The organism is Fibrobacter sp. UWB1 (assembly GCF_002210325.1).
Lineage (GTDB): Bacteria > Fibrobacterota > Fibrobacteria > Fibrobacterales > Fibrobacteraceae > Fibrobacter.
Map to the genome: position 1 here is coordinate 48,347 of NZ_MWQL01000009.1, position 19,354 is coordinate 67,700.

The 19,354-nt window shown below is 49.6% G+C and carries 20 protein-coding genes; 11 read left to right on the forward strand and 9 right to left on the reverse strand.

Annotated elements, in window-relative coordinates; genetic code table 11:
- The first annotated feature begins 241 nt into the window (after positions 1 to 241).
- Positions 242 to 2,104: a phosphoenolpyruvate carboxykinase (GTP) gene (locus B7988_RS08480; RefSeq protein WP_088657573.1), complete on the forward strand. Its 1,863-nt coding sequence runs from the start codon at positions 242 to 244 to the stop codon at positions 2,102 to 2,104.
- A 120-nt stretch (positions 2,105 to 2,224) separates the two neighbouring features.
- On the opposite strand, the gene B7988_RS08485 is transcribed toward B7988_RS08480, so the two are convergent.
- Positions 2,225 to 2,884 (reverse strand): DUF4143 domain-containing protein, encoded by a 660-nt coding sequence (locus B7988_RS08485; protein ID WP_088657574.1) that lies wholly within the window; start codon positions 2,882 to 2,884, stop codon positions 2,225 to 2,227.
- A 681-nt stretch (positions 2,885 to 3,565) separates the two neighbouring features.
- Between B7988_RS08485 and B7988_RS14895 the strand changes: the two genes are divergently transcribed.
- The 5 genes from B7988_RS14895 to B7988_RS08510 all read left to right on the forward strand — a co-directional run bounded on the left by B7988_RS14895 (position 3,566) and on the right by B7988_RS08510 (position 6,568).
- Complete coding sequence (locus tag B7988_RS14895; RefSeq protein WP_073116648.1) at positions 3,566 to 3,745, forward strand: hypothetical protein; 180 nt, start codon at positions 3,566 to 3,568, stop codon at positions 3,743 to 3,745.
- 96 nt (positions 3,746 to 3,841) lie between these two features.
- Entirely contained in the window at positions 3,842 to 4,291 is a 450-nt protein-coding gene (locus B7988_RS08495) for an ATPase (protein ID WP_212668306.1), read from the forward strand.
- A 32-nt stretch (positions 4,292 to 4,323) separates the two neighbouring features.
- Positions 4,324 to 5,544, forward strand: coding sequence for an RHS repeat-associated core domain-containing protein (locus tag B7988_RS08500; RefSeq protein ID WP_088657577.1), 1,221 nt, complete (start codon positions 4,324 to 4,326; stop codon positions 5,542 to 5,544).
- Positions 5,541 to 5,948: a hypothetical protein gene (locus B7988_RS08505; protein ID WP_088657578.1), complete on the forward strand. Its 408-nt coding sequence runs from the start codon at positions 5,541 to 5,543 to the stop codon at positions 5,946 to 5,948. Before B7988_RS08500 ends, B7988_RS08505 begins: the two co-directional genes overlap by 4 nt.
- 137 nt (positions 5,949 to 6,085) lie before the next feature.
- The gene (locus B7988_RS08510) at positions 6,086 to 6,568 is read left to right on the forward strand and encodes a hypothetical protein (RefSeq protein WP_141225611.1); all 483 of its coding nucleotides are present in this window, start codon (positions 6,086 to 6,088) and stop codon (positions 6,566 to 6,568) included.
- Between the two features lie 139 nt (positions 6,569 to 6,707).
- Here B7988_RS08510 and B7988_RS08515 read toward each other — a convergent pair whose 3' ends face one another.
- Both B7988_RS08515 and B7988_RS08520 read right to left on the reverse strand, forming a co-directional pair.
- Positions 6,708 to 7,049: a type II secretion system protein gene (locus B7988_RS08515; protein ID WP_088657580.1), complete on the reverse strand. Its 342-nt coding sequence runs from the start codon at positions 7,047 to 7,049 to the stop codon at positions 6,708 to 6,710.
- Positions 7,046 to 7,312, reverse strand: a complete 267-nt coding sequence (locus tag B7988_RS08520; RefSeq protein ID WP_249268921.1) for a hypothetical protein — start codon at positions 7,310 to 7,312, stop codon at positions 7,046 to 7,048. Before B7988_RS08520 ends, B7988_RS08515 begins: the two co-directional genes overlap by 4 nt.
- A 494-nt stretch (positions 7,313 to 7,806) precedes the next feature.
- Between B7988_RS08520 and B7988_RS08525 the strand changes: the two genes are divergently transcribed.
- The 4 genes from B7988_RS08525 (at position 7,807) to thiE (ending at position 12,797) form a co-directional block, all read left to right on the forward strand.
- On the forward strand, positions 7,807 to 8,415 hold the full coding sequence (locus B7988_RS08525) for a PadR family transcriptional regulator (RefSeq protein WP_088657582.1): 609 nt from the start codon (positions 7,807 to 7,809) through the stop codon (positions 8,413 to 8,415).
- 179 nt (positions 8,416 to 8,594) lie between these two features.
- Entirely contained in the window at positions 8,595 to 11,117 is a 2,523-nt protein-coding gene (locus tag B7988_RS08530; RefSeq protein ID WP_088657583.1) for a glycosyl transferase, read from the forward strand.
- A gap of 259 nt (positions 11,118 to 11,376) precedes the next feature.
- Positions 11,377 to 12,099, forward strand: a complete 723-nt coding sequence (locus tag B7988_RS08535) for a hypothetical protein (protein ID WP_249268922.1) — start codon at positions 11,377 to 11,379, stop codon at positions 12,097 to 12,099.
- 68 nt (positions 12,100 to 12,167) lie between these two features.
- Positions 12,168 to 12,797, forward strand: a complete 630-nt coding sequence (gene thiE / locus B7988_RS08540; RefSeq protein ID WP_088657584.1) for a thiamine phosphate synthase — start codon at positions 12,168 to 12,170, stop codon at positions 12,795 to 12,797.
- A 100-nt stretch (positions 12,798 to 12,897) separates the two neighbouring features.
- Here thiE and B7988_RS08545 read toward each other — a convergent pair whose 3' ends face one another.
- Genes B7988_RS08545 through B7988_RS08555 form a run of 3 tightly spaced genes read right to left on the reverse strand, consistent with a single transcriptional unit; the run spans position 12,898 to position 14,896 of the window.
- Positions 12,898 to 13,881 (reverse strand): M23 family metallopeptidase, encoded by a 984-nt coding sequence (locus B7988_RS08545; RefSeq protein ID WP_088657585.1) that lies wholly within the window; start codon positions 13,879 to 13,881, stop codon positions 12,898 to 12,900.
- Positions 13,882 to 13,912: 31 nt separating this feature from the next.
- Complete coding sequence (locus B7988_RS08550) at positions 13,913 to 14,284, reverse strand: DMT family protein (RefSeq protein WP_072978379.1); 372 nt, start codon at positions 14,282 to 14,284, stop codon at positions 13,913 to 13,915.
- A 45-nt stretch (positions 14,285 to 14,329) separates the two neighbouring features.
- Positions 14,330 to 14,896: a DUF4416 family protein gene (locus B7988_RS08555; protein ID WP_088657586.1), complete on the reverse strand. Its 567-nt coding sequence runs from the start codon at positions 14,894 to 14,896 to the stop codon at positions 14,330 to 14,332.
- 47 nt (positions 14,897 to 14,943) lie between these two features.
- Between B7988_RS08555 and B7988_RS08560 the strand changes: the two genes are divergently transcribed.
- Positions 14,944 to 15,702 carry a glutaminyl-peptide cyclotransferase gene (locus B7988_RS08560; RefSeq protein ID WP_088657587.1) on the forward strand — a complete coding sequence of 253 codons (759 nt, stop codon included), beginning with the start codon at positions 14,944 to 14,946 and terminating at the stop codon, positions 15,700 to 15,702.
- A 43-nt stretch (positions 15,703 to 15,745) separates the two neighbouring features.
- On the opposite strand, the gene B7988_RS08565 is transcribed toward B7988_RS08560, so the two are convergent.
- From B7988_RS08565 to B7988_RS08575, 3 genes are all read right to left on the reverse strand, one after another.
- Positions 15,746 to 17,800: a hypothetical protein gene (locus tag B7988_RS08565; protein WP_088657637.1), complete on the reverse strand. Its 2,055-nt coding sequence runs from the start codon at positions 17,798 to 17,800 to the stop codon at positions 15,746 to 15,748.
- Positions 17,801 to 17,913: 113 nt separating this feature from the next.
- Positions 17,914 to 18,786, reverse strand: coding sequence for a PHP domain-containing protein (locus B7988_RS08570; protein WP_073322771.1), 873 nt, complete (start codon positions 18,784 to 18,786; stop codon positions 17,914 to 17,916).
- On the reverse strand, positions 18,786 to 19,334 hold the full coding sequence (locus B7988_RS08575) for a hypothetical protein (RefSeq protein ID WP_088657588.1): 549 nt from the start codon (positions 19,332 to 19,334) through the stop codon (positions 18,786 to 18,788). Before B7988_RS08575 ends, B7988_RS08570 begins: the two co-directional genes overlap by 1 nt.
- Positions 19,335 to 19,354: the final 20 nt, after the last annotated feature.

A 19,354-nucleotide genomic window follows, 5' to 3' on the forward strand; every position in this document is an offset into this window, starting at 1 on the left:
AACGCCCTTTTCGTGTATACAAGCCTAATTTATGTAATTTTAGGCTAAATGAAAAGATTTTTACAAAAAAAAACGATTTTTTTTGTGCTCGCCAGTATAGGGCGGACTGCGTGTGGCGGACGGATGGGGTGATTTAGTTCAAAAAATTGCCAATGCCCCTGCAATTTGGACATTGTTTTTTGTAAATTTTACCGCGTTCGAAATTATCGAAACTTAACGTTAAACCAAACAGGAGCTCATAATGAGTCTTACCCTTAACGATATCAAGCACCCGAAGATCAGTACTTGGGTGAATGAAATGATTGCCATGTGCGAACCGGACAACGTCGTTGTCGTTGACGGCTCCAAGGAAGAATACGATGCCCTTATGCAGAAGTGCGTCAAGGCTGGCCTCGCCACGAAGCTCGCCAAGAAGGAAAACTGCTACCTGTTCCGTTCTCTCCCGTCTGATGTGGCCCGCGTCGAATCCCGTACCTTCATTTCCTCTGTGAAGGAAGAAGATGCAGGTCCGACCAACCACTGGATCGACCCGTCTGAACTCAAGCAGACGATGCGTAAGCTCTATAAGGGTTGTATGCACGGCCGTACCATGTACGTGATTCCGTTCTGCATGGGCCCGCTCGGCTCCCCGATTTCCAAGAACGGTATCGAAGTCACGGACTCCGAATACGTTGTTCTCAACATGGACATCATGACTCGCGCCGGTAAGAAGGTTCTCGACATCTTCAATGCAGACGTGAACGCTGACTTCGTTCCGTGCCTCCACTCCGTTGGTAAGCCGCTCCGCGAATGCGAAAGCGACAACGGCATCTGGCCCTGCGCTGACGTTGAATACAAGTACATCACTCAGTTCCCCGAAGAACGCCTCATTTGGTCCTACGGTTCGGGCTACGGTGGAAACGCTCTTCTCGGTAAGAAGTGCTTCGCTCTCCGTATCGCTACCGTTCTCGCTCGCGACGAAGGCTGGCTCGCTGAACACATGCTCATCCTCAAGCTCACCAACCCGAAGGGCGAAGTCAAGTACGTGACTGGCGCATTCCCGTCTGCTTGCGGTAAGACGAACCTCGCCATGCTCATCCCGACTATCCCGGGCTGGAAGGTCGAAACCATCGGTGACGACATTGCATGGATGAAGTTTGGTAAGGATGGCCGTCTCTACGCTATCAACCCGGAAGCTGGCTTCTTCGGCGTTGCCCCGGGTACTTCTGCAGAATCCAACAAGAACGCTCTTATCTCTGCTGAAAAGAACACGATCTACACGAACTGCGCTCTCACTGAAGACGGCGACGTGTGGTGGGAAGGCATCGGCTACCCGGCCAAGGGCAAGCTCGTTGACTGGAAGGGCAAGACCCGTGACGCTCTCCCGAAGGACAAGGCTCCTAAGGGCGAAGAAATGGCTCACCCGAACGCTCGCTTCACCGCTCCGGCTAAGCAGTGCCCGTGCATTGCTAAGGAATGGGAAGATCCGGCAGGCGTGCCTATCTCTGCAATCCTCTTCGGTGGCCGTCGTCCGTCCACCATTCCTCTGGTCCACCAGTCCCTCAGCTGGAACCACGGCGTGTTCCTCGGCTCCATCGTGGGTTCCGAAATCACGGCTGCCTCTACGATTGACGCCTCTCAGGTCGGTAAGATCCGTCGCGACCCGTTCGCCATCCTCCCGTTCTGCGGCTACAACATGGGTGACTACTTCAAGCACTGGATCGAAATCGGTAAGAAGTCTACCGAAGACAAGCTCCCGAAGATCTTCTACGTGAACTGGTTCCGTAAGGATGCCAACAACGAAAAGCTTCCGGGTGGCTTCATGTGGCCGGGTTACGGCGACAACAGCCGCGTGCTCGCTTGGATCTTCGACCGCTGCAACGGTGTTGACAACGCTGTCGAAACTCCGATCGGTTACATGCCGAAGGAAGGCGCCATCAATACTGATGGTCTCGCTGACTACTATAAGGAAACTCTCCCGGAAATCACGAAGGTTGACGTGGAAGGCTGGAAGAAGGAACTCGCCGACGTTAAGGAAAATCACTATCCGAAGTTCGGCAAGCACCTCCCGAAGGAACTCTCCGACATCATCGACATGATCCAGGATCGCCTCAACAAGGCTTAATCAACCTTATATTCCTAACGGAAAACCTTAAAGAAACCGCGACTGGCAATTTGCCGGCCGCGGTTCTTTTTTGGACCATACTGGGGTTAAATAAGATGGTCGCATAAGCTGCTATATTTCCTATGAGAGCAACTCTTTTTCTAAATACCAATCAATCAGATATAGGGGAATGTTTTTCATCCTCGCCTCTTCACGATAATCCGCCATGGAAAAACGAAGTCCGTTCAGCTGGTTGTTTGCTTTAAGTACATAGGCAAGGGATTTCGCCTTCAGATTCTCCTCCGCCTTAACCTCTACAGGATACACCCTTTCTGCCTGCAAGACAAAATCTATTTCGGAAGTCGAATTCTCGTTGGTGTAGTAATAGAGCGGCATATCGGTGGAACATCGAATTTGCTGTTCAACGTACTGTTCCGTAAATGACCCCTTGTATTCTGTCAACAGTCGGGACTCGGCCAGGATTTCCTTGGCTGGAACGTTCGCGAGTGCGCCCAACAAGCCAAGGTCATTCAGGAATACCTTGAACGTATTTGAATCTTCATAAAACTTGAGCGGAATATCGAATTTTTTCACCCGGTGAACCTTATGAATGAGGCCGGCATCCATGAGCCACTGTATGGCATTTTCGTAGTCCTTGGCACGGGCCCCTTTCCGGAGGTATCCCCAAATGAACTTCTTGTTTTCTTTTGCAAGCTGACCGGGGACAGAATTCCATATCGCCCGAACTTTAGGCAGATCGTTTGACGGGATATGCTTTGAAAAGTCGTCATTATAGTCCATCAGTATTTTATTCTGGATTTCGGGGAGTCCTTCCAGGCTTGCAATTTTGTAAATAGGGATCGTTCCATGTTACGAAATATACACTTTTCTAGGGGATATTTTAACAAAGTTGTACATTTTTCTATGGGAAATCTGCTGCTTATTACTCATTTTTCTGCTGGAGTTCTCTTGAGAATCTGAAGTTTTTGACGAATTTTAAACGAAATTATTGTGAATTTGACGAAAAATATTGATTTTTGACGAATTTTTAATTGAATTTAACGAAAATGGGATTCGTAGCTAACGGCCACCCAAGTTCGAAAGCACCTACGGAGTGTTCCGCGTTACGTTGTACAACACTATCGCGAAAAAAGAAGAACCCTTGACCCCGTTCCAGCAGAGTATCCTTGATTTTTGCACAAGGCCAAGGACACGCGGCGAATGTCCATACCGGACAAGCCCAAGAGCAAGAAACAGCAATTCGTGACGGTGAAGCCCTGATGCTGGCGTGTTGATTGTCTGAAAATTTCCTATGATTGGAGAGGTATGCCAATCGAATTTAGACTAGAACCTACGGGAGTACCTAGTTATTTTGTATTGTGCGTAGTACAATCATCAAAGGTCGCCCCAGCGGCCTTTTTCCGTGTAAACATGTCCCTATTCCTGAAAAAAATGTATATTCTTCTCAGAAAAGGAGCTGCCATGTCGAATAAAGAAGCCTTGCATCAGTTGTATGCTCAGTGCAAGAACATCAATTTTGATGAGTCTTATGACCTTATTGCGTCTGCCGAAGATTCGGACGAGGCCGATTTTTTCCGCATGGCGACAGACCTTGTTCTTAAGCAGAAACAAAGAAAAGCTGTTGAAGAGAACAGGTTCTAGATGAAGCGGTATATCCTTTTTGCCGGGTGCAATGGTGTAGGTAAATCCACCTTATACCAGACTAATGACTTGTTTCGAAATATGCCCCGGGTGAACATGGACGAAATTGTTCGCGAATTCGGTTCTTGGCAAAACGAGGCAGACGCATTTAAAGCCGGAAAAATCGCAATCGGAAAAATCAGGAAATATTTTGAGGATGGAGAATCCTTCAACCAAGAAGTCACGCTTTGCGGCAATTCGGTTTGGAGCAACATCGTTAGGGCTCGAGAACTGGGATATCAGATTGAAATGTACTATGTGGGCGTCGATTCTGTCGATATAGCCAAGGTAAGGATTGCATCGCGTGTTCTGAAAGGTGGCCACGGGATTCCCGATGCTGATGTGGAACGACGTTTTTCAGAATCCATCAAAAACTTGCCAAGAGCAATAGAACTTTGCGATATTGTTGAAATTTTCGACAACACAGACTCCTTTCAGCGCATAGCCCGATATGAACAAGGTAAATGTGTACTGAAGGTTGATTCTTGCCCTTTGTGGGTTCCTTGATTGGCGCGAAAATTTCCTATAATTAAAGAAGTATGCCCGTAGAATTCCTACAGCAGGAACCTTCCGGAGGTTCCAGCCATGCAACCTGCCTCGTGATGATGTACGACGGGTCGGGCAGACGCATCTCCAAGACTCTCCTTACGAGGGCGAGCGACTCGCAGGGCTGGGACACGACCCTCGTGACGCACTACACGGGCATAGGCACGGAGATACGCGAGAACTACGTCGGACCGACAAAACAGACGAAAGTTGTCGTGAACATGCCGGTCTTCTTTCGTGTAACATTGACGCGGCTGAAGCCGCGAAGTTACATCGAAAAAGACATCCTTCGGCTATCAAATGGCGGAGCCATTCTCCCGAAGCGAAGCTTCGGAGCCTCAAGACAGGGCCTGGGACGCTACGGTATCGAAAACGCCGATGGTATGGCCAAGGGGGATGAATTCTATCTCAAGAATCACCTTGGTTCCACTATGATGGTGGCTCAGGTCAGCAGTACCAACGCAAGCGAGCCTGCAGAGATTACCGCTGCTTATGACTATCGCGCCTTCGGTGAACAGGTGACACTCAAGAAATCCGCTGATAAGGTGACTGAGAACTTCACCGGCAAGGAGAAGGACGACGAGACCGAGCTGAACTACTTCGGAGCCCGTTATCTTGACCCCATGTTAGGCGTGTGGACATCCATTGACCCGAAGAGACAATTTGCAAGTCCGTATCTGTATACAGGAAATGGCGTGAATCCGGTGGGGGCTGTTGATCCTGATGGAGAGGCGTTATTACGCTTAGCTGTATATTATAATGCGACGCCAATTAAATCTACACAATCAAACAAATCTTATAATGCAAATGAATCTGTTCGTCGATTGCAAACGTACGTAAGTAATCGTGTAAATTCTGATGTTGATCAAGTGGAGGTAAAAGCTTTTGCGCCTGGAGAACATATGGAAATGCAGGCTTGGCTGAATGAAGGTGATGTTCGAGCAATTATGACTCATGGAGGCCTTGGCCGAATGTATATAACAGATGTGCCATATACAGATGGTTTAACATACGAAGAACAAAGTCAACATCGCTTTGATTATTCTGATATGAATCGTTTGTTAAAACCGACTTTTATTGGGCAATGTTATGGAAATGAAAATATTGATACAGAAAGATACCCTAATTTAATTCCTCCAAGTTCATTGGGTGAAGTTGAAGTGGAAAAAGCAACTGCTAAATATCTAATAGATAATTCTACAAAGGAGGAATGATGAGAAATTGCTTGTTAGTACTCTTTTTTATTACTTCATTAATGTATGCTAATCCGGAATTGTATATTGGTGGAAAAAAAATCGACATGTCAAAAGATCTGGATTTAAAAAAAGTTGTTTTAGCGATTGATGATTCCTTGCACAAAAGATGGATTGGGGGACAATTTGTTTTCCCAGAATTAATTGGATTGTGCGGGTGCGCTTGTGATGATGGTATAAGTGTAAAATCTGGATATGATATTGGTGATAGTGTTTGGCTTTTTAATCCGTGTGGAAATCAGGATTCATCAGTAACCATAGCTGATAATGATGCCTATGGGCCGGCATATACGTTACTTCAAGAAAACTCTAAACTTTGGTTGATGGTAAAAGATTTTAAAAACCGTGTAAGGACTTTGAAATAAAGATGATGATTTGAAAGTCCCAACAATGTTTATAGAGAATATGAATAGGTTCCTATTGAAGCCTTTGGGAAAGAGTATGACCCCATTTATGGAAGAGATTATGATGCTTTTATGCAATTGGATTTGGAATAGTGATTATGAACATTTATATGCCTATTTTATTGATATTTTTGATTGTGTTTGTTTCGTGTAATCAAAAAAATGATGAAGAACGTATGAGATGCGAAGCATCGACTTGTGTGATTCAAAAAAAAACTTTAGAGGAATTAGATGATTTTAGCAACTATCGAATTAACGAGTCTACTTTGCCCAAGGGGATAAAGATTCTCTATAAAAATGAGAATCGAGACGATGTTGATTGCATTATGATTTTTAATAATCCTTTTGTAACAACGATTTGTTTTGATTCTCTTGGTAAGGTTGAGAGTATGGATTCAAATATTCCTGAGGTGACAAGTAGTACGGTGAGAGATATTTCGGGTTATCAAATTCACTTGAAATTTGACTCTTTGGGTGAAGCTAAGAAAAATTATAACCCTATCATGCCCCCTGAAAACGCCTCTATTAAATCTATTATAGAGGGAATAAAAGCGGTGGAAAAGGGCTTTGGCGCTCCTTAGAAAAATATACTCATCTTGACTTCTGTTTGTCTAACGGAGTTCGTTAATATGCGTTACCGAAGTCACCAAAATCTCTATAATGCAGAAGTCCAATAATTAGGACTGTTCATAACTAGGCAAAATGGCAATCCAGCCATTGTCAAAATGCTACTGGGTAGTTGACAACCCAGCTTCCCAGATTCCCATACACTACAATTCGTTCTCTTTTCAGCTTTTTGCATTGCAGGTTGTGAAAGAGACGTGGATCTTCGGTATCGGAATCTAGGATATACTTTCCTTCGACACATTTACCAGGATGTTCTTGGAGCATCTTTTTTGTTAGGGCTATGTCAACGGTGCGTTGCATATAGGAGGCATCTTTCTTTGTGAAGGCAAGTTGGCCTTTGACTGCCTGGACGTATAGGTTCATGGCTAGGGTGAAGAATATTCCCGAGACAGCTATGGTGACGACTAATTCAATGAGCGTAAAACCGTGCTTCATTTACGCCTCTTGTATTCGCATTTATAGAGGGTGCGGGTGGTATCGACTTTGTTGCGGATTGAGACGGCCTTATAGCAGGTTTCGTCACCGGAGTTTTGTGCGGTAATCAAGGTTTCCCATTCCACGCCGATGGAATCCCGGTGTACAATGGTGGTGTCCTTTTCTAGACCTTCGTTCAGGTAAAGATTCAGCTTGCTTAGGTTATGACCATAATCGTCAACCCATGCTTTTTGTGTCATCTTGTTGGGATACAGGTAACTCATTAGCATGACTCCGGAAGTGGTGAGTATGGCGAAACTGAGTAGCACTTCGATTAAAGTCACTCCCTTTTTGTACTTGTTAGAAGGCAATTGTGGCCTCCTTTCCGATTTGCACTATATCAGGAGTGATGACATGTAATGAGGTGTCGTTCGTAATCTTTGCGTTGCGCAAGAAATCGTTCCAGAGGGTATTGTCGTCATAGAAGGCGAAGGACCAAACGACAAGATAGCCTTGCAGTTTCCCCTGCATATCCAGTGAAGAAAATTGATGCCTCAAGCGTCACCCTGGTGTATGAAAATGGCGAATTCACGTTGAAAGAGAACTAAGCCTCGTAAAACAGCGTTTAAAGCTGTTTTTGAGGTGAATTTATGGCCGGGTCATATACCTTTCTTTACATTTTTTAGAAAAAACTGTCGCAACACGGCAATTTTTAGTTATATTCCAAGTTGGAATAATCTAACAGATGAAATTCTGTGGAATAAGAAGAAGGTAAAATATGAATCGTTATGACTTGGTTCTTCTGGGCTTGATCCTCGAGAAGCAACGTAGTGGTTACGACATCATTACCGAGGTTCGTAATCGCGAACTGGACCGCTGGGCAAACCTCAGCACCTCGACTGTTTACAACAGGCTTTCGACACTCGAAAAGCATGGCGATATTGAAGGTCGTGCCGAACGCGATGGCAACCGCCCCGAACGTGTGGTTTTCACGATTACCGAAAAGGGTCGAGAAACCTTGCGCAAGGAGGTGCTTAAGCATTTGACCGGCTTTAACGATGACCCGAGAACGCTCGGATTCGCCTTCTTGTTCGGTGCCGAACAAAAGGAATTGATTCGCACACTGGAAGCGCATGAACGCCGTCTGGTGAAAGAGGTAGAACGTTTGGAACAGATGATTGCCGAAGAACCGCGCCCGACTTTGTATGCCGAAGGCCCGTTCCTGAACTGCATGAGCCGCGACCACATTCTGGTGGAACTCAAGTACGTGCGCGCCGCTATCGGAATCTTGCGCGATCCGGTTCGCAACAAGAAACTCGACGGCTACTTCTACATCAACTTTGGAAACCGAGACTTTGAGAATTTCAACCAGAAGAAAGAGGTGTGAGGTCGCTCCCGATGGTCGCTTTGAGCGATGAGGTCGGCACTTCGTGCCTTTGAGCTTTATAGGACTTTACTAAATTTGCATCAAAAGTTGTATTAGGTGACGGTGTATTTTTGCAATAGCTCATACCTCATCACCTCATACCCCAAAACCTTTTAACAACCCCCTCTTACGGAGAAACAATGGCTACAAAACAGACCAAGAAGAGCGCCCCGAAGGCCGCCAAGAAGGTTACAGCTAAGGCTGCAGCTAAGTACGGCTACTTTGATGACGCCAAGAAAGAATACGTGCTCACCACGCCGGCAACCCCGATCAAGTGGTGCAACTATGTTGGTACTTTGAACTTTGGTGGTATCGTCGATACGACTGGTGGTACCCTCATTTGCAAGGGCGACCCGGCCCTGAACCGTATCACCAAGTACATCGCCCAGATGCCTTGCTCTGACTTTAAGGCCAGCACCATCTATATCCGCGTGAAGAACGCCAAGGGGTACACCGTGTTCTCTCCGTTCGTGGTTCCGACTCTCACCAAGATGAAGAAGTGGGAATGCCACGTGGGTCTGTCCTATATGCGCTGGATTGCCGAATGCGAAGGCCTCCGTACGCAGGTGACGATCTTCGTTCCGACTGGCTCCAACACACTCCTCCAGGACATCCAGGTCACGAACCTCGACAAGGCTTCCAAGGAAGTGGACATTATCCCGGTTTATGAATTCAGCCACTTCGAAGCTGAAAAGCAGCTCACCAACGCCGACTGGGTTCCGCAGACCATGACCCTCAAGGGCCACTGGGAAAAGGACGGCCACGTGGTACTCGAACAGTACGCTTACATGAAGCGTGACTTCGCTGTGAACTACGTGACTGCTAACTGCAAGGTCGGTAGCTTCGATGGCGACCGCCGCGTGTTCCTCGGCGCAAACGAAATGGGCTCCTGGGCCGCTCCGCTCAGCCTCGCCAACAAAGAACTTTCCAACAGCGAATGCGACCGTGGCGACAACATTGCCGCTCTCATGATCCACGCTGGCAAGATTGCCGCCGGTAAGACCTTCCGCACCTGCACCCAGCTCGGTCAGGAACAGAGCCTGAAGGTTGCCTCTAAGGCTATCAAGAAGTACCGCGACTTGAAGAATGTCGACAAGGCTTTCGACGAACTCGCCAAGTTCTGGGAAAAGTACCTCTCTACGATCCAGGTGCAGACTCCGGATGCAGCGTTCAACTCCATGGTGAACGTGCACAATCCGCGTCAGTGCCACACCACCAAGAACTGGAGCCGCTACCTGTCCCTGTACCAGCTGGGCTACGGCACCAGCCGCGGTATCGGTTACCGTGACTCCAGCCAGGACCTTATGGGCGTGATGAGCCACATGCCGGAAGAAGCATTGGAACTCGCCTTGAATCTGCTCTCTGTGCAGCGTCCGGAAGGTAACGCCATGCACCAGTACGCTCCGCTCGCCCTTGCCGAAGACAACGGCAACGAAGCTAACGCCGGTGACTCCCGCGAAAAGAAGGGCGTGCTCGACGAAAACGGCAACCCGGCTTACGCTGACTGGTACGGCGACGACCACCTGTGGATCGTTCTCACTATTGCAAACTACCTCAAGGAAACCGGCAACATGGACCTCCTCAAGAAGGAAGTTCCGTTCTACGAAGCCGGCAAGAAGCGCGCCCAGCGTGAAAAGGGCACTGTGCTCGAACACCTCAAGCGCTCCCTTAACTTCACCCGTACTCACCTCGGTAAGCACGGCCTTCCGCTCCTCGGCTTTGCCGACTGGAACGACTGCATGAACTTGCCGCTTGGTGCAGAATCCTCCTTCAACACGGGCCTGTATGCTAAGGCACTCCTTGAAATGATGGACATCTGCGAAGCTCTCGGCGACACCAAGTCTGTCGAAATGTACAAGGGTTGGTACGAAGACGTGAAGAAGGCCTTCAATGACTGCGCTTGGGACGGCAAGTGGTGGGTCCGCTGGTTCGACAAGCAGGGCAACGCCTACGGCACCAACAAGGCCAAGTACGGCAAGATTTACTGCAACAGCCAGTCCTGGTCTGTGATTTCAGGCATTGCTACTGGCGACCGCGCAGTACAGGGCATGGACAGCTTGAACAAGCTCCTCAACACCGCCAACGGCGTGAAGAGCTCTACTCCGGGCTACCGCGGCTTCGACCCGAACGTGGGTGGCATTTCTACCTATCCTCCTGGAGCCAAGGAAAACGGCGGTATCTTCCTCCACACCAACCCGTGGGTGATGATTGCCGAAACGATTCTCGGCCGTGGCGACAAGGCCTTCCAGTATTACAGCCAAATTAACCCGGCTGCCAAGAACACCAAGCTCGACGAGTTCGAATCTGAACCGTATTGCTATCCGCAGAACATCCTCGGTGACGAACACAAGCAGTTCGGTATGGGCCGTAACGCATGGCTCTCCGGTACCAGCTCCTGGACCTACCAGGCTGCGACGCAGTTCATCATCGGTGTTCGCGCAAGCTTCAAGGGCCTGATTATCAACCCCTGCATCCCCTCCAAGTGGGACGGCTTCAAGGTGACCCGCAAGTTCCGCGGCGCTACCTACGAAATCGAAGTGAAGAACCCGAAGCACGTGTGCAAGGGTGTCGCCGAGATGATCGTCGATGGCAAGAAGATTGATGCTGACGTGGCCCCGATCTTTACGAAGGGTACCCACAAGGTCGTCGTCACTCTTGGTTAAGAAACACATATAGCCGTCGCGATAGTTCGTCACTCTCGCCCTCACGTACGCTTTGTACGCTACGGGCGAGCGTTCCTGCTCTCGCTAGGCTCTCTGAGTTTCTTGGATTAGTTTAGTTCTAATCCAAATTGAGAAATTGAGTCTGCTTCTCACGAAGCAGACTTTTTCTTTTGTTTGTATTTATATTTAGGGTGTGAAGTTTAATCGATTGATAATTTTGTTGTTGGGCGTCTCTCTCGCTTTGTTGGCGGGGTGCTCGATGCGGCCGCCATCGGCGGGGGCCTTTATGTCGGCCTACCAGAATCGCGACAGCATGAACGGCTTCTTGTTCGAATCCTCAATTTCGATATATACGGCGTCTACGTCCGATTCAGCGATGAAGACGCCGGAAAACGAACATAGCCCCAGTGTCTGGGAAGATGTCGTAGAAAATGAATGGCCGTTCGATTTTGGCTTATCGATCCTTCACTTCAAGAATCATCTAGGCCTTGGTTTTGGATTTCAGTTCCTTAATCCCTACATCTCTTTAGGGGCTGCCTTTGACCATTTCGGTATCATGGGGTGGACAGACTGGAGGCTTATTGCTGTTTGTAATGGTGAACCTGAAGCGTTTCGAGGCGGTATTAGCGTAATGGAACAGATTTTGCCGACTCCCAATCTGTCTGTGGGATTGTTCCAGTTTGCGTCCCGCACCGAGGCGCTCTACATGGCGGGGGGTGGCGATGTCTGGGTGCCCTATAAGGAAGATGACGTTTCTAATTCGTATAGTTGCTGGGACGACGATACGGACTGCTACTGGAAAAAAGAGAAGTCGGACTTTGCCGAGCCCTATTACTACGGCTTTATCGAGTTTGGTGGAGGTACCTATGTGAGGTACAAGATGAACGCGGTTTTAGGCTTGGGGCTTGAGTTCAGGTACAGCTACGATGTAACCTACAAGGCGAACCGCCTAGCGTTTACCATGAATCTCTTTTTGGGCTGATTCCTAGAAGAGCTCTTATCTTTTAAAAAGTCCACTTCGAAGGAATCGGATTTTTTATTTTTGTGCGCATGAAGAATCTTGATACGACGCTTTATTTTATTACGGATAGCACGACGGTGCCGGAAGATCGTTTTTTGCCGGTGGTGGAGGCTGCTTGCAAGGGGGGCGCGACGATTATTCAGTTGCGCGAAAAAGACCGGTCTACCCGCGAGTATTTGCAGCTGGCCGAGGCGGTGCATGCGATTACGGCTCGTTACGGGATTCCCCTGATGATTGATGACCGCGTGGATGTGGCCTTGGCGATTGGTGCCGAGGGCGTTCATGTGGGGCAGAGCGATATGCCGGTGCGTTTGGCGCGTAAGCTCATGGGCGAAGGCGCGATTGTGGGGGCGACTGCGAAGACGGTGCCGCAGGCGCTTGAGGCTTATGAGCAGGGAGCGGATTACCTGGGTTGCGGCGCGATTTACCCGACGACGACCCATGTGAAAACGGTGATTACGCCAGTAGAAACCTTGAAAGAGGTGGTGAAGGCGGTGCCGATTCCGGTGAATGCGATTGGCGGGCTCAATAAGGACAACATTTATGTGCTGAAGGGCTCGGGCATTGCGGGCGTTTGCGCCGTGTCTGCGATTATGAAAGCGGCTGATCCGGAAACGGCGACGCGAGAACTGAAGAACGCGTTCCTCATGCTGAAATAATCGGTGTAGATCCTTCGACACGAAACCTAACGGTTTCTGCTCAGGACGACACAAAGAGTCATTGTAATGACACAAAGAGTCATTGTAATGACTCTTTGTGTCATTTGCTGCCGCGGAGCTTCTGGCCTACCTTGAGCGGGGCGCCGGGCTTTAAATCATTGATGCGGCAGAGCGATTCGATTGAAATATTGAACCAGTTGGCTACATCCCCTTGGGAGTCTCCGGCTTGAACAACATAAAAGTTGTTGTTGCGGAGTTGAGCCTGGATTTTGCGGTGATCGTTGCGGGCCTTTTTCATCGAGAATTTGTCGATACCCGGCTTTAGCGACCAATGCGGAAAATCGATGACGGTGGTGGGGTCGATGTTTACTTCGCCAAACCGGATTTCAAAATGCAAGTGCGCTGCCGAAGACCTGCCGGAGTTGCCCGCGAGGCCTACGATATCGCCGGGGAAAACCTTGTCGCCGACTTTGAGCAGGCGCTTAGAAAGGTGGGCGTAAAGAGTCTCGATTCCGTTCGGGTGCTTAATGAGTACGTAGTGGCCGTAACCGCCCTTGTTGTAGCGCGACATGGTGACTTCGCCGGGGTAGGCGGCCACGACAGGTTCGTCCTTGATGACATTGACGTCTACGCCGCGGTGCAGGCGGTGGCTGCGGATGCCGTAGGGCGAGCCGATGAGAGCCTCATGCGTGATAGGCGGGAGGATTGTCGAAAAGTCGAAGGAGTCGACCATTCGTGCAGCTTCTTCTTCCTTCTTTTGTTGCTTAGCCCTTTCGCGTTTTTTCTTCTTGGATTCGACGATTTCGTATTCGACGCCCTGCTTGTCGTAGAGCAAGGCCTTGGTGAAGGCTTTCGGGTCGTCTTCGCTGAGTTTGATTTTCTTGGGTTTCTTGGGCTTGGCTTTTTTTGATTTTTTTGAGGACTTTTTGGAGTCGGACTTTTTTTTAGTCGTTTGGGCCGAGGTTTCTTTTTCGGATTTTTTTGCGGTTGCGGTTTTTGCGTAAGCGGGTGCACTCGTGAAAGAGATTGCCACGATGATTGCGACAAATAAACCCATCCACTTGTGAAGTCCCAAAAAGCTCATTTAACCAAAAGAAAATTCTTGTGAGTGAAATTTACTTTAAAAATGCGAAGAAAACGGCTGCGATAATGCAGGCGAAGGCCACGATGTGGTTCCAGTGCAGCGCCTCGTTGTTGAAAACCGTTGTCGCGATGACGGTGAATACAGTCAGGGAGATGGCTTCTTGAATGATTTTAAGCTGCATCAGGGTGAAGGGGCCTCCGTTGATGCGGCTACCGATGACATTTGCCGGAACGGCGATGCAGTATTCAAAAAAGGCGATTCCCCAAGAGGCTACGATTACGAGAAATAGCGGCCAGTCGGTGCTGATGTGCATTTCCTTGAGCTTGAGGTTTCCGTACCAGGCGAAAGTCATGAATACGTTGGAACAGCAAAGGAGAAGAATGGTGAAAATGCCGGCTTTCATAATATAGTAGACAGTAGGAAGTAGACAGTAGTCAGTGGTTGGTGGTTAGTGATTCGCTCGCAAACGGTAGGGCTTTCCGGTGCTCATCTGGTAGGCGAGGCGGGCGCGGACTTGTTCCAGGTAGGTGATATACTTTTCGCTTTGGTAGTCGCGGTAGGTCCAGTCGAAAGCGTGAAAGTGCCCGTCCTGGAAGTATAGCGTGGGTTCTACGAAAATGCCGCGTTGCATGTATACGCGCTGGCGCTGGTCCTTGGTGGTCGCTAAGAAGAATTGCCCGAGCGTCATGTAGCCGGGGTCCAGGTTCACGGGGCGAAGACCGGGCGTGCCGTTCTGCTTGGCAATTTCGAGTTCGACGTCGTTGCTCCAGAGTTTGATGTCGACGATGGTTTCGCGGTCGACCAGAGTCTCGTAGCTGAAAAAGGCACGCACGGGGGCGTTCCCGATTTCGTCGACGTAGTAGTTCGTGAAGGTGAACGGGAACGGCGGGAGTGCAAGCTCCTCTTCGCCAAAGCGGTTGCGGAGCGTGTCGCGCACAGCCTCGACTGCCTGGGAATCTTTCGCAAGAATCCCTACGATTATCTTGACCTTGGCTGGTGTCCTAAGTTCACCCATGAGCCGTAATTTAGTAATTTTTAATTGTTAATTATTCATTTCTGACTATGAAACTGTATCTTCGACTAATCCTAGCTTCATTTCTCATCTCACATTTCACATTGGTCTTCGCCGAGGCCCCTCGTGTGGTTCCCGAAATTGTAGATTCGATTCCTCACGAAAAGACCCATTTTACGCAAGGCTTGTTCTTTGATGGCAACGACCTGATTGAAACGACCGGCCTGTATGGAAAATCGGGCTTGTACCGCCGCACCCTCGACGGCAAGATTCTGGATTCTACAAAGCTTTCGGAACGCTATTTTGGCGAAGGCTCGATTGCGGTCGGCGACGATATTTTCTACTTGACCTGGAAATCCAAGAAGGCCTTTATTTATAGCCGCAAACCTTTTGCAAAGAAAGGCGAATTCAGCATTCCTACCGAAGGCTGGGGCCTGACCTATTGGAAAAATGCTCTCCTCATGAGTAACGGTTCCAGCGAATTGTTGCAGATTGCCTTGGGCGGATTCTACGTAGTAGGAGTCATTCCCGTGACCGATGGCGGTCGCCCGGTAAAGCTCTTGAACGAACTTGAAATCGTGGGCGATACGCTTTATGCGAACATCTGGCAGACTGGCGCAATAGCTGTCATATCTCTCCCGAGCGGAAAGGTAATTCGCTACCTGGATTTAAGCCGCAAGGTCGCCGAAATCCAGCGCAAGCACCCTGACGTAGACGTGCTGAACGGCATCGCCTACGACGGCAAGAATCTTTGGATTACCGGCAAGAACTGGCCGTTTATTTATAAAATTCGGAGTTCAGAATTCTGATTTCGGAATTGTTTTTTAACTCTGAAATCCGAAATCTGAATTCTTAATTCTTGAAGCTCCACACGATGCCGTAGGCGAAGCGCAGACCCTCGGGCGTGTAGCCGCTAGCAGGCATGTAAATGCTGTGGTTGAAGTTTTCGATTCGGGTGTAGAGCTCGAACGAAAGAATCTGCATGCGGGCTTCAAAATCGAGCGCCAAGTACTTTTTCATGAGCTCCAGTTCGGGCCCGCCGTGTTCACCAATCGTACAGTCGTAGCGTTCGCCGAACCACTGCCAGTCCACACGCACGCTCACACCCAGGCGGTCTTGCACAAAGCGGTTCTGCCAGTGAATGGAGCCCTTGTAGTAGAGTTCCGGCGTGTCAATCAGCTTGAAACTGCGGTCGAGCGTTTCGCCGCGTTCCAGGTAGAATTTCCAGTTGCCGAGCCTGAAGCCGACTTGCAGAATCCAGTCGAGGCTGTTCACGTTGTCGATGTTGCTCCAGGTGTAAACGTCGTCGATGGCGTCGGTGGAGTCGACGGCACCGCGCTTGACCCAGCGGGGCTTAATCAGGTTGTCTACGTTTTCGTAGCGGAGGCCGAGCCCGTAAAAGACTTCGCGCTGCTGGTAGCCTAAATTGAAAGAATAGCGGTCGCGTTCTTCGTACTTGAGGTCCTTGCTGTGGAATGCCAGACGGCCTGTTTCGTCAATCTTGAGCTGGCCTACATCGGGGAACTTGTTGTCGTGTCGCCAGCCGGCGCTTGCACGCAGGTGGTACGGCAAAAAAGCGAGTACGTCGGCGGAGTAGGCCGGAGCTATATCGACGGAATCGCGTACGGAACTGTTGCGCTGTAAGCCCGTTTGCGTGCGGAACAGGAACTTGTTCCAGAGGGTGTCCTTGAGTTCCAGGTAGCCGACTTCGCGGTCTTGGTAGTAAGTGCGCGTCGTGTCGTTTGCACTCGTGTTGTCGGTGTTCAGGAATTCGTACTTGAACTTGATAGCCGGATTGAAGATGGTGTGGTAGGCGATGCCGAAGTTTCCGAGCATCGATTGGTAATTCGTGGTTCGCACGGTGTCGTAGAAGAGCGAATCGACGAGTTGCCTGCCCAAGGTGTCAGTGTATTCGTGCGTTTTCCTGAAAATACGGCCGAGCGAATCCAGTTCGATATCGTGTTCGGTGTATTGGAAATCAGTTGAAAGGGTAAGCTTACGGGTGGGGTAGAATTCGACTCCGCCGCCGTAGCCGAAGGTGTGTGTCTCGATGACGTAGGGGTCGGTTTGGAATGTGCGAACCGCCTTGTCGAGCGTGTCAAGCAGAACCTTGTGGTTCGTGTTGTCGGCGTTACGAAGGTTTATGTAGTTCAATTTAGCGAATGCCTTACCGAATCCGAATCTCCAGGTGAGAATTGGCTGGATGTGCATACTGTTCATGGCGATATTTCGCCCGCCAAAGGGTATTTGCGAGGAGTCGCGGCCCATGGCGAAGTAGGGCGAGTGAGTCACGTTCTGGTAGCTGTATTCCTTGGAATCGACGTCGGAATGGCTGGCGAGTCCGAATTCGAGCGAAACGGAATCGGTCACGAGCCTGCGGAAGTCTAGGCGCAATGCGTTACCGCCAAAGGCGGGGCGTTCCCAGTTGAGGTTGGTCACGGGCGTGTCGACCGGGACTCCCTTGCGTTCTTCGGTCAGAATTCCGTTTTCACCGTTCAGCCCGAGGGTCGTAGCATCGTAACCTAGCCGTGTGGTAAAAAGTCCTGCAAGTTTGCTCGGGTAGCGGGTCTGGATCGAACCCATGCCCAAAAAGTCGGCATCCAGTTCTGGCGCACCAAGAATCGAGGTGCCGAGCACCCATTCGGATTTTTGGCCGGAGATGTCGTAGGTGCGCTGCATGAGTCCGCGAAGGGGGAGTACCCAACGGCCGGCGTCGGTTTCGCGTGGGGCGGGGTCTATTCCCCAGGGAGTCTTGTAGACGGAATCTTGCGCTTTCGGGAGGTTGTACGGATCCGGCTTGATCGGCTCTGCGAATAGGGATGTCGCCAAGAAAAGAAGAATGAACAATGAACAACGAACAAAGAACAATCTCGTATCATTCTTATTTTTTAATTCATCATTATTCATCACACATTCCACATTAAACATTCTACATCACTAACCACTTCCAACTTCCAACTTCCTACTTCCTACTTCCTACTTCCTACTTCCTACTTCCTACTTCCTACTTCCTACTCTCTTTAGTACCATTCCGCTCTCAGCTTTTCACGGCGTTCGCGCAGGGCGTTCACCACGGAGTAAGGCATTTTCATGCAGTTGGGCGGGTATGCGCCAGCTTCGGTATGGAAGTCCGAACCGCCGGTGCCCACGAGGCCGAATTTCTGGGCCATTTCCTTGTACTTGCGGCCGACAGCTCCCTTCTGGGCGGGGCTGTAGACTTCGATCCCTTGTACGCCCCATTCCACCATGTTCTCGATGAATTCGTCGGAAAGGCCCGACTTGTAGGGGTGGGCGAGTACGGCGATTCCACCGGCGTTTTCAATGAGCTTGATAGTCTGTTGCGGGTTCAGCCCCTTCTTTTCGACAAAGGCTACGCAGCCGTCACCTAAATATTTGGTGAATGCTTCGGAGAAGTTCGAAATGTATTCTTCGTCGACCATGGACATGGCAATGTGCGGGCGGCCGATGACTTTACCCTTGCAGTAGCTTACGACCTTTTCGTAGGTAATGTCGATACCCAGGGCGTTCAATTTTTTGATAATGGCCTTCGCACGGGTGACTCGCTGTTTCGCGAAATCCTGTAGTTCCATGTTCAGGGCGAGGTTCGTCGGATCGCAAAAGTAGCCTAGAATATGGATATCCTTGCCCTGCCACACTGCTGAAATTTCGATGCCGGGAATGATTTCGAGGCCAATTTCCTTGGCGGGTTCTACAGCCAGGTTATAGCTGTCCAGGTTGTCGTGGTCGGTAATGGAAATGCAACGAAGACCCTTGCGCTTGCAAAGGGTGAGCAGTTCTTCGACCGAAAGGTTACCATCCGAGAGCTTGGTGTGCATGTGGAGGTCCGCATACCCGCCGTTTTCGGTGATAATTGTGGGAAACCCCTTTTGCATTACTTGGCCCCGTAGTACTGACTAATCAGGGCAGCTTCGCTCATCTTGTTGGGCTTCAGACATACGTTCAGGAACGGAAAGCAATGTTCTTCCGTAAACCCGATGCGGCAGTTTGCGCCGCTTTTCTTTGCCAGGTACAGTGTAGGCCAAAAAACTTCGCCAAGGTAAATGCAAACTTGTGGGCCAAAATCCTTGATTTTGTATTGCAGTTCTTCAAAGGCCGGTTCACCATAGCGGCATTCAAGCTCGGTATAGTAGATTGCGTTGGCACGTTTGGCCGAGACCAGCACCTGCATTGTGTCGGGGGAGCAAAGGAGTGCGTTCTTGAAGAAGGAGTCTGGCATTCCTTTCACAAATGCAGTCGACTTGTCGATGTCACGTGAAAGGAATACGACGGTCTTTGGGTTCCCTTGGAGCGCGGCCGGGAAGTTGAACTCTCCGGAGTCATCTCCGGCTACATCCAAAAACCAGCGGTACAGTTTTTCGGGACTGTAAAAACGCTTGAAAAAATAACGTAAACGATCTGCAAAATACGGTGACGGTTTCACTTAAACTCCAATGCACTTTT

Coding starts and splice junctions, on each gene's coding strand:
- B7988_RS08480 (WP_088657573.1), top strand. CDS start 242: ATGAGTCTTACCCTTAACGATATCAAGCACCCGAAGATCAGTACTTGG.
- B7988_RS08510 (WP_141225611.1), top strand. CDS start 6,086: ATGAACATTTATATGCCTATTTTATTGATATTTTTGATTGTGTTTGTT.
- B7988_RS08495 (WP_212668306.1), top strand. CDS start 3,842: ATGGACGAAATTGTTCGCGAATTCGGTTCTTGGCAAAACGAGGCAGAC.
- B7988_RS08565 (WP_088657637.1), bottom strand. CDS start 17,800: ATGAATAATGATGAATTAAAAAATAAGAATGATACGAGATTGTTCTTT.
- B7988_RS08525 (WP_088657582.1), top strand. CDS start 7,807: ATGAATCGTTATGACTTGGTTCTTCTGGGCTTGATCCTCGAGAAGCAA.
- B7988_RS08515 (WP_088657580.1), bottom strand. CDS start 7,049: ATGAAGCACGGTTTTACGCTCATTGAATTAGTCGTCACCATAGCTGTC.
- B7988_RS08505 (WP_088657578.1), top strand. CDS start 5,541: ATGATGAGAAATTGCTTGTTAGTACTCTTTTTTATTACTTCATTAATG.
- thiE (WP_088657584.1), top strand. CDS start 12,168: ATGAAGAATCTTGATACGACGCTTTATTTTATTACGGATAGCACGACG.
- B7988_RS08535 (WP_249268922.1), top strand. CDS start 11,377: ATGCGGCCGCCATCGGCGGGGGCCTTTATGTCGGCCTACCAGAATCGC.
- B7988_RS08520 (WP_249268921.1), bottom strand. CDS start 7,312: ATGAGTTACCTGTATCCCAACAAGATGACACAAAAAGCATGGGTTGAC.
- B7988_RS08550 (WP_072978379.1), bottom strand. CDS start 14,284: ATGAAAGCCGGCATTTTCACCATTCTTCTCCTTTGCTGTTCCAACGTA.
- B7988_RS08500 (WP_088657577.1), top strand. CDS start 4,324: ATGCCCGTAGAATTCCTACAGCAGGAACCTTCCGGAGGTTCCAGCCAT.
- B7988_RS08555 (WP_088657586.1), bottom strand. CDS start 14,896: ATGGGTGAACTTAGGACACCAGCCAAGGTCAAGATAATCGTAGGGATT.
- B7988_RS08485 (WP_088657574.1), bottom strand. CDS start 2,884: ATGGACTATAATGACGACTTTTCAAAGCATATCCCGTCAAACGATCTG.
- B7988_RS14895 (WP_073116648.1), top strand. CDS start 3,566: ATGTCGAATAAAGAAGCCTTGCATCAGTTGTATGCTCAGTGCAAGAAC.
- B7988_RS08570 (WP_073322771.1), bottom strand. CDS start 18,786: ATGCAAAAGGGGTTTCCCACAATTATCACCGAAAACGGCGGGTATGCG.
- B7988_RS08545 (WP_088657585.1), bottom strand. CDS start 13,881: ATGAGCTTTTTGGGACTTCACAAGTGGATGGGTTTATTTGTCGCAATC.
- B7988_RS08560 (WP_088657587.1), top strand. CDS start 14,944: ATGAAACTGTATCTTCGACTAATCCTAGCTTCATTTCTCATCTCACAT.
- B7988_RS08530 (WP_088657583.1), top strand. CDS start 8,595: ATGGCTACAAAACAGACCAAGAAGAGCGCCCCGAAGGCCGCCAAGAAG.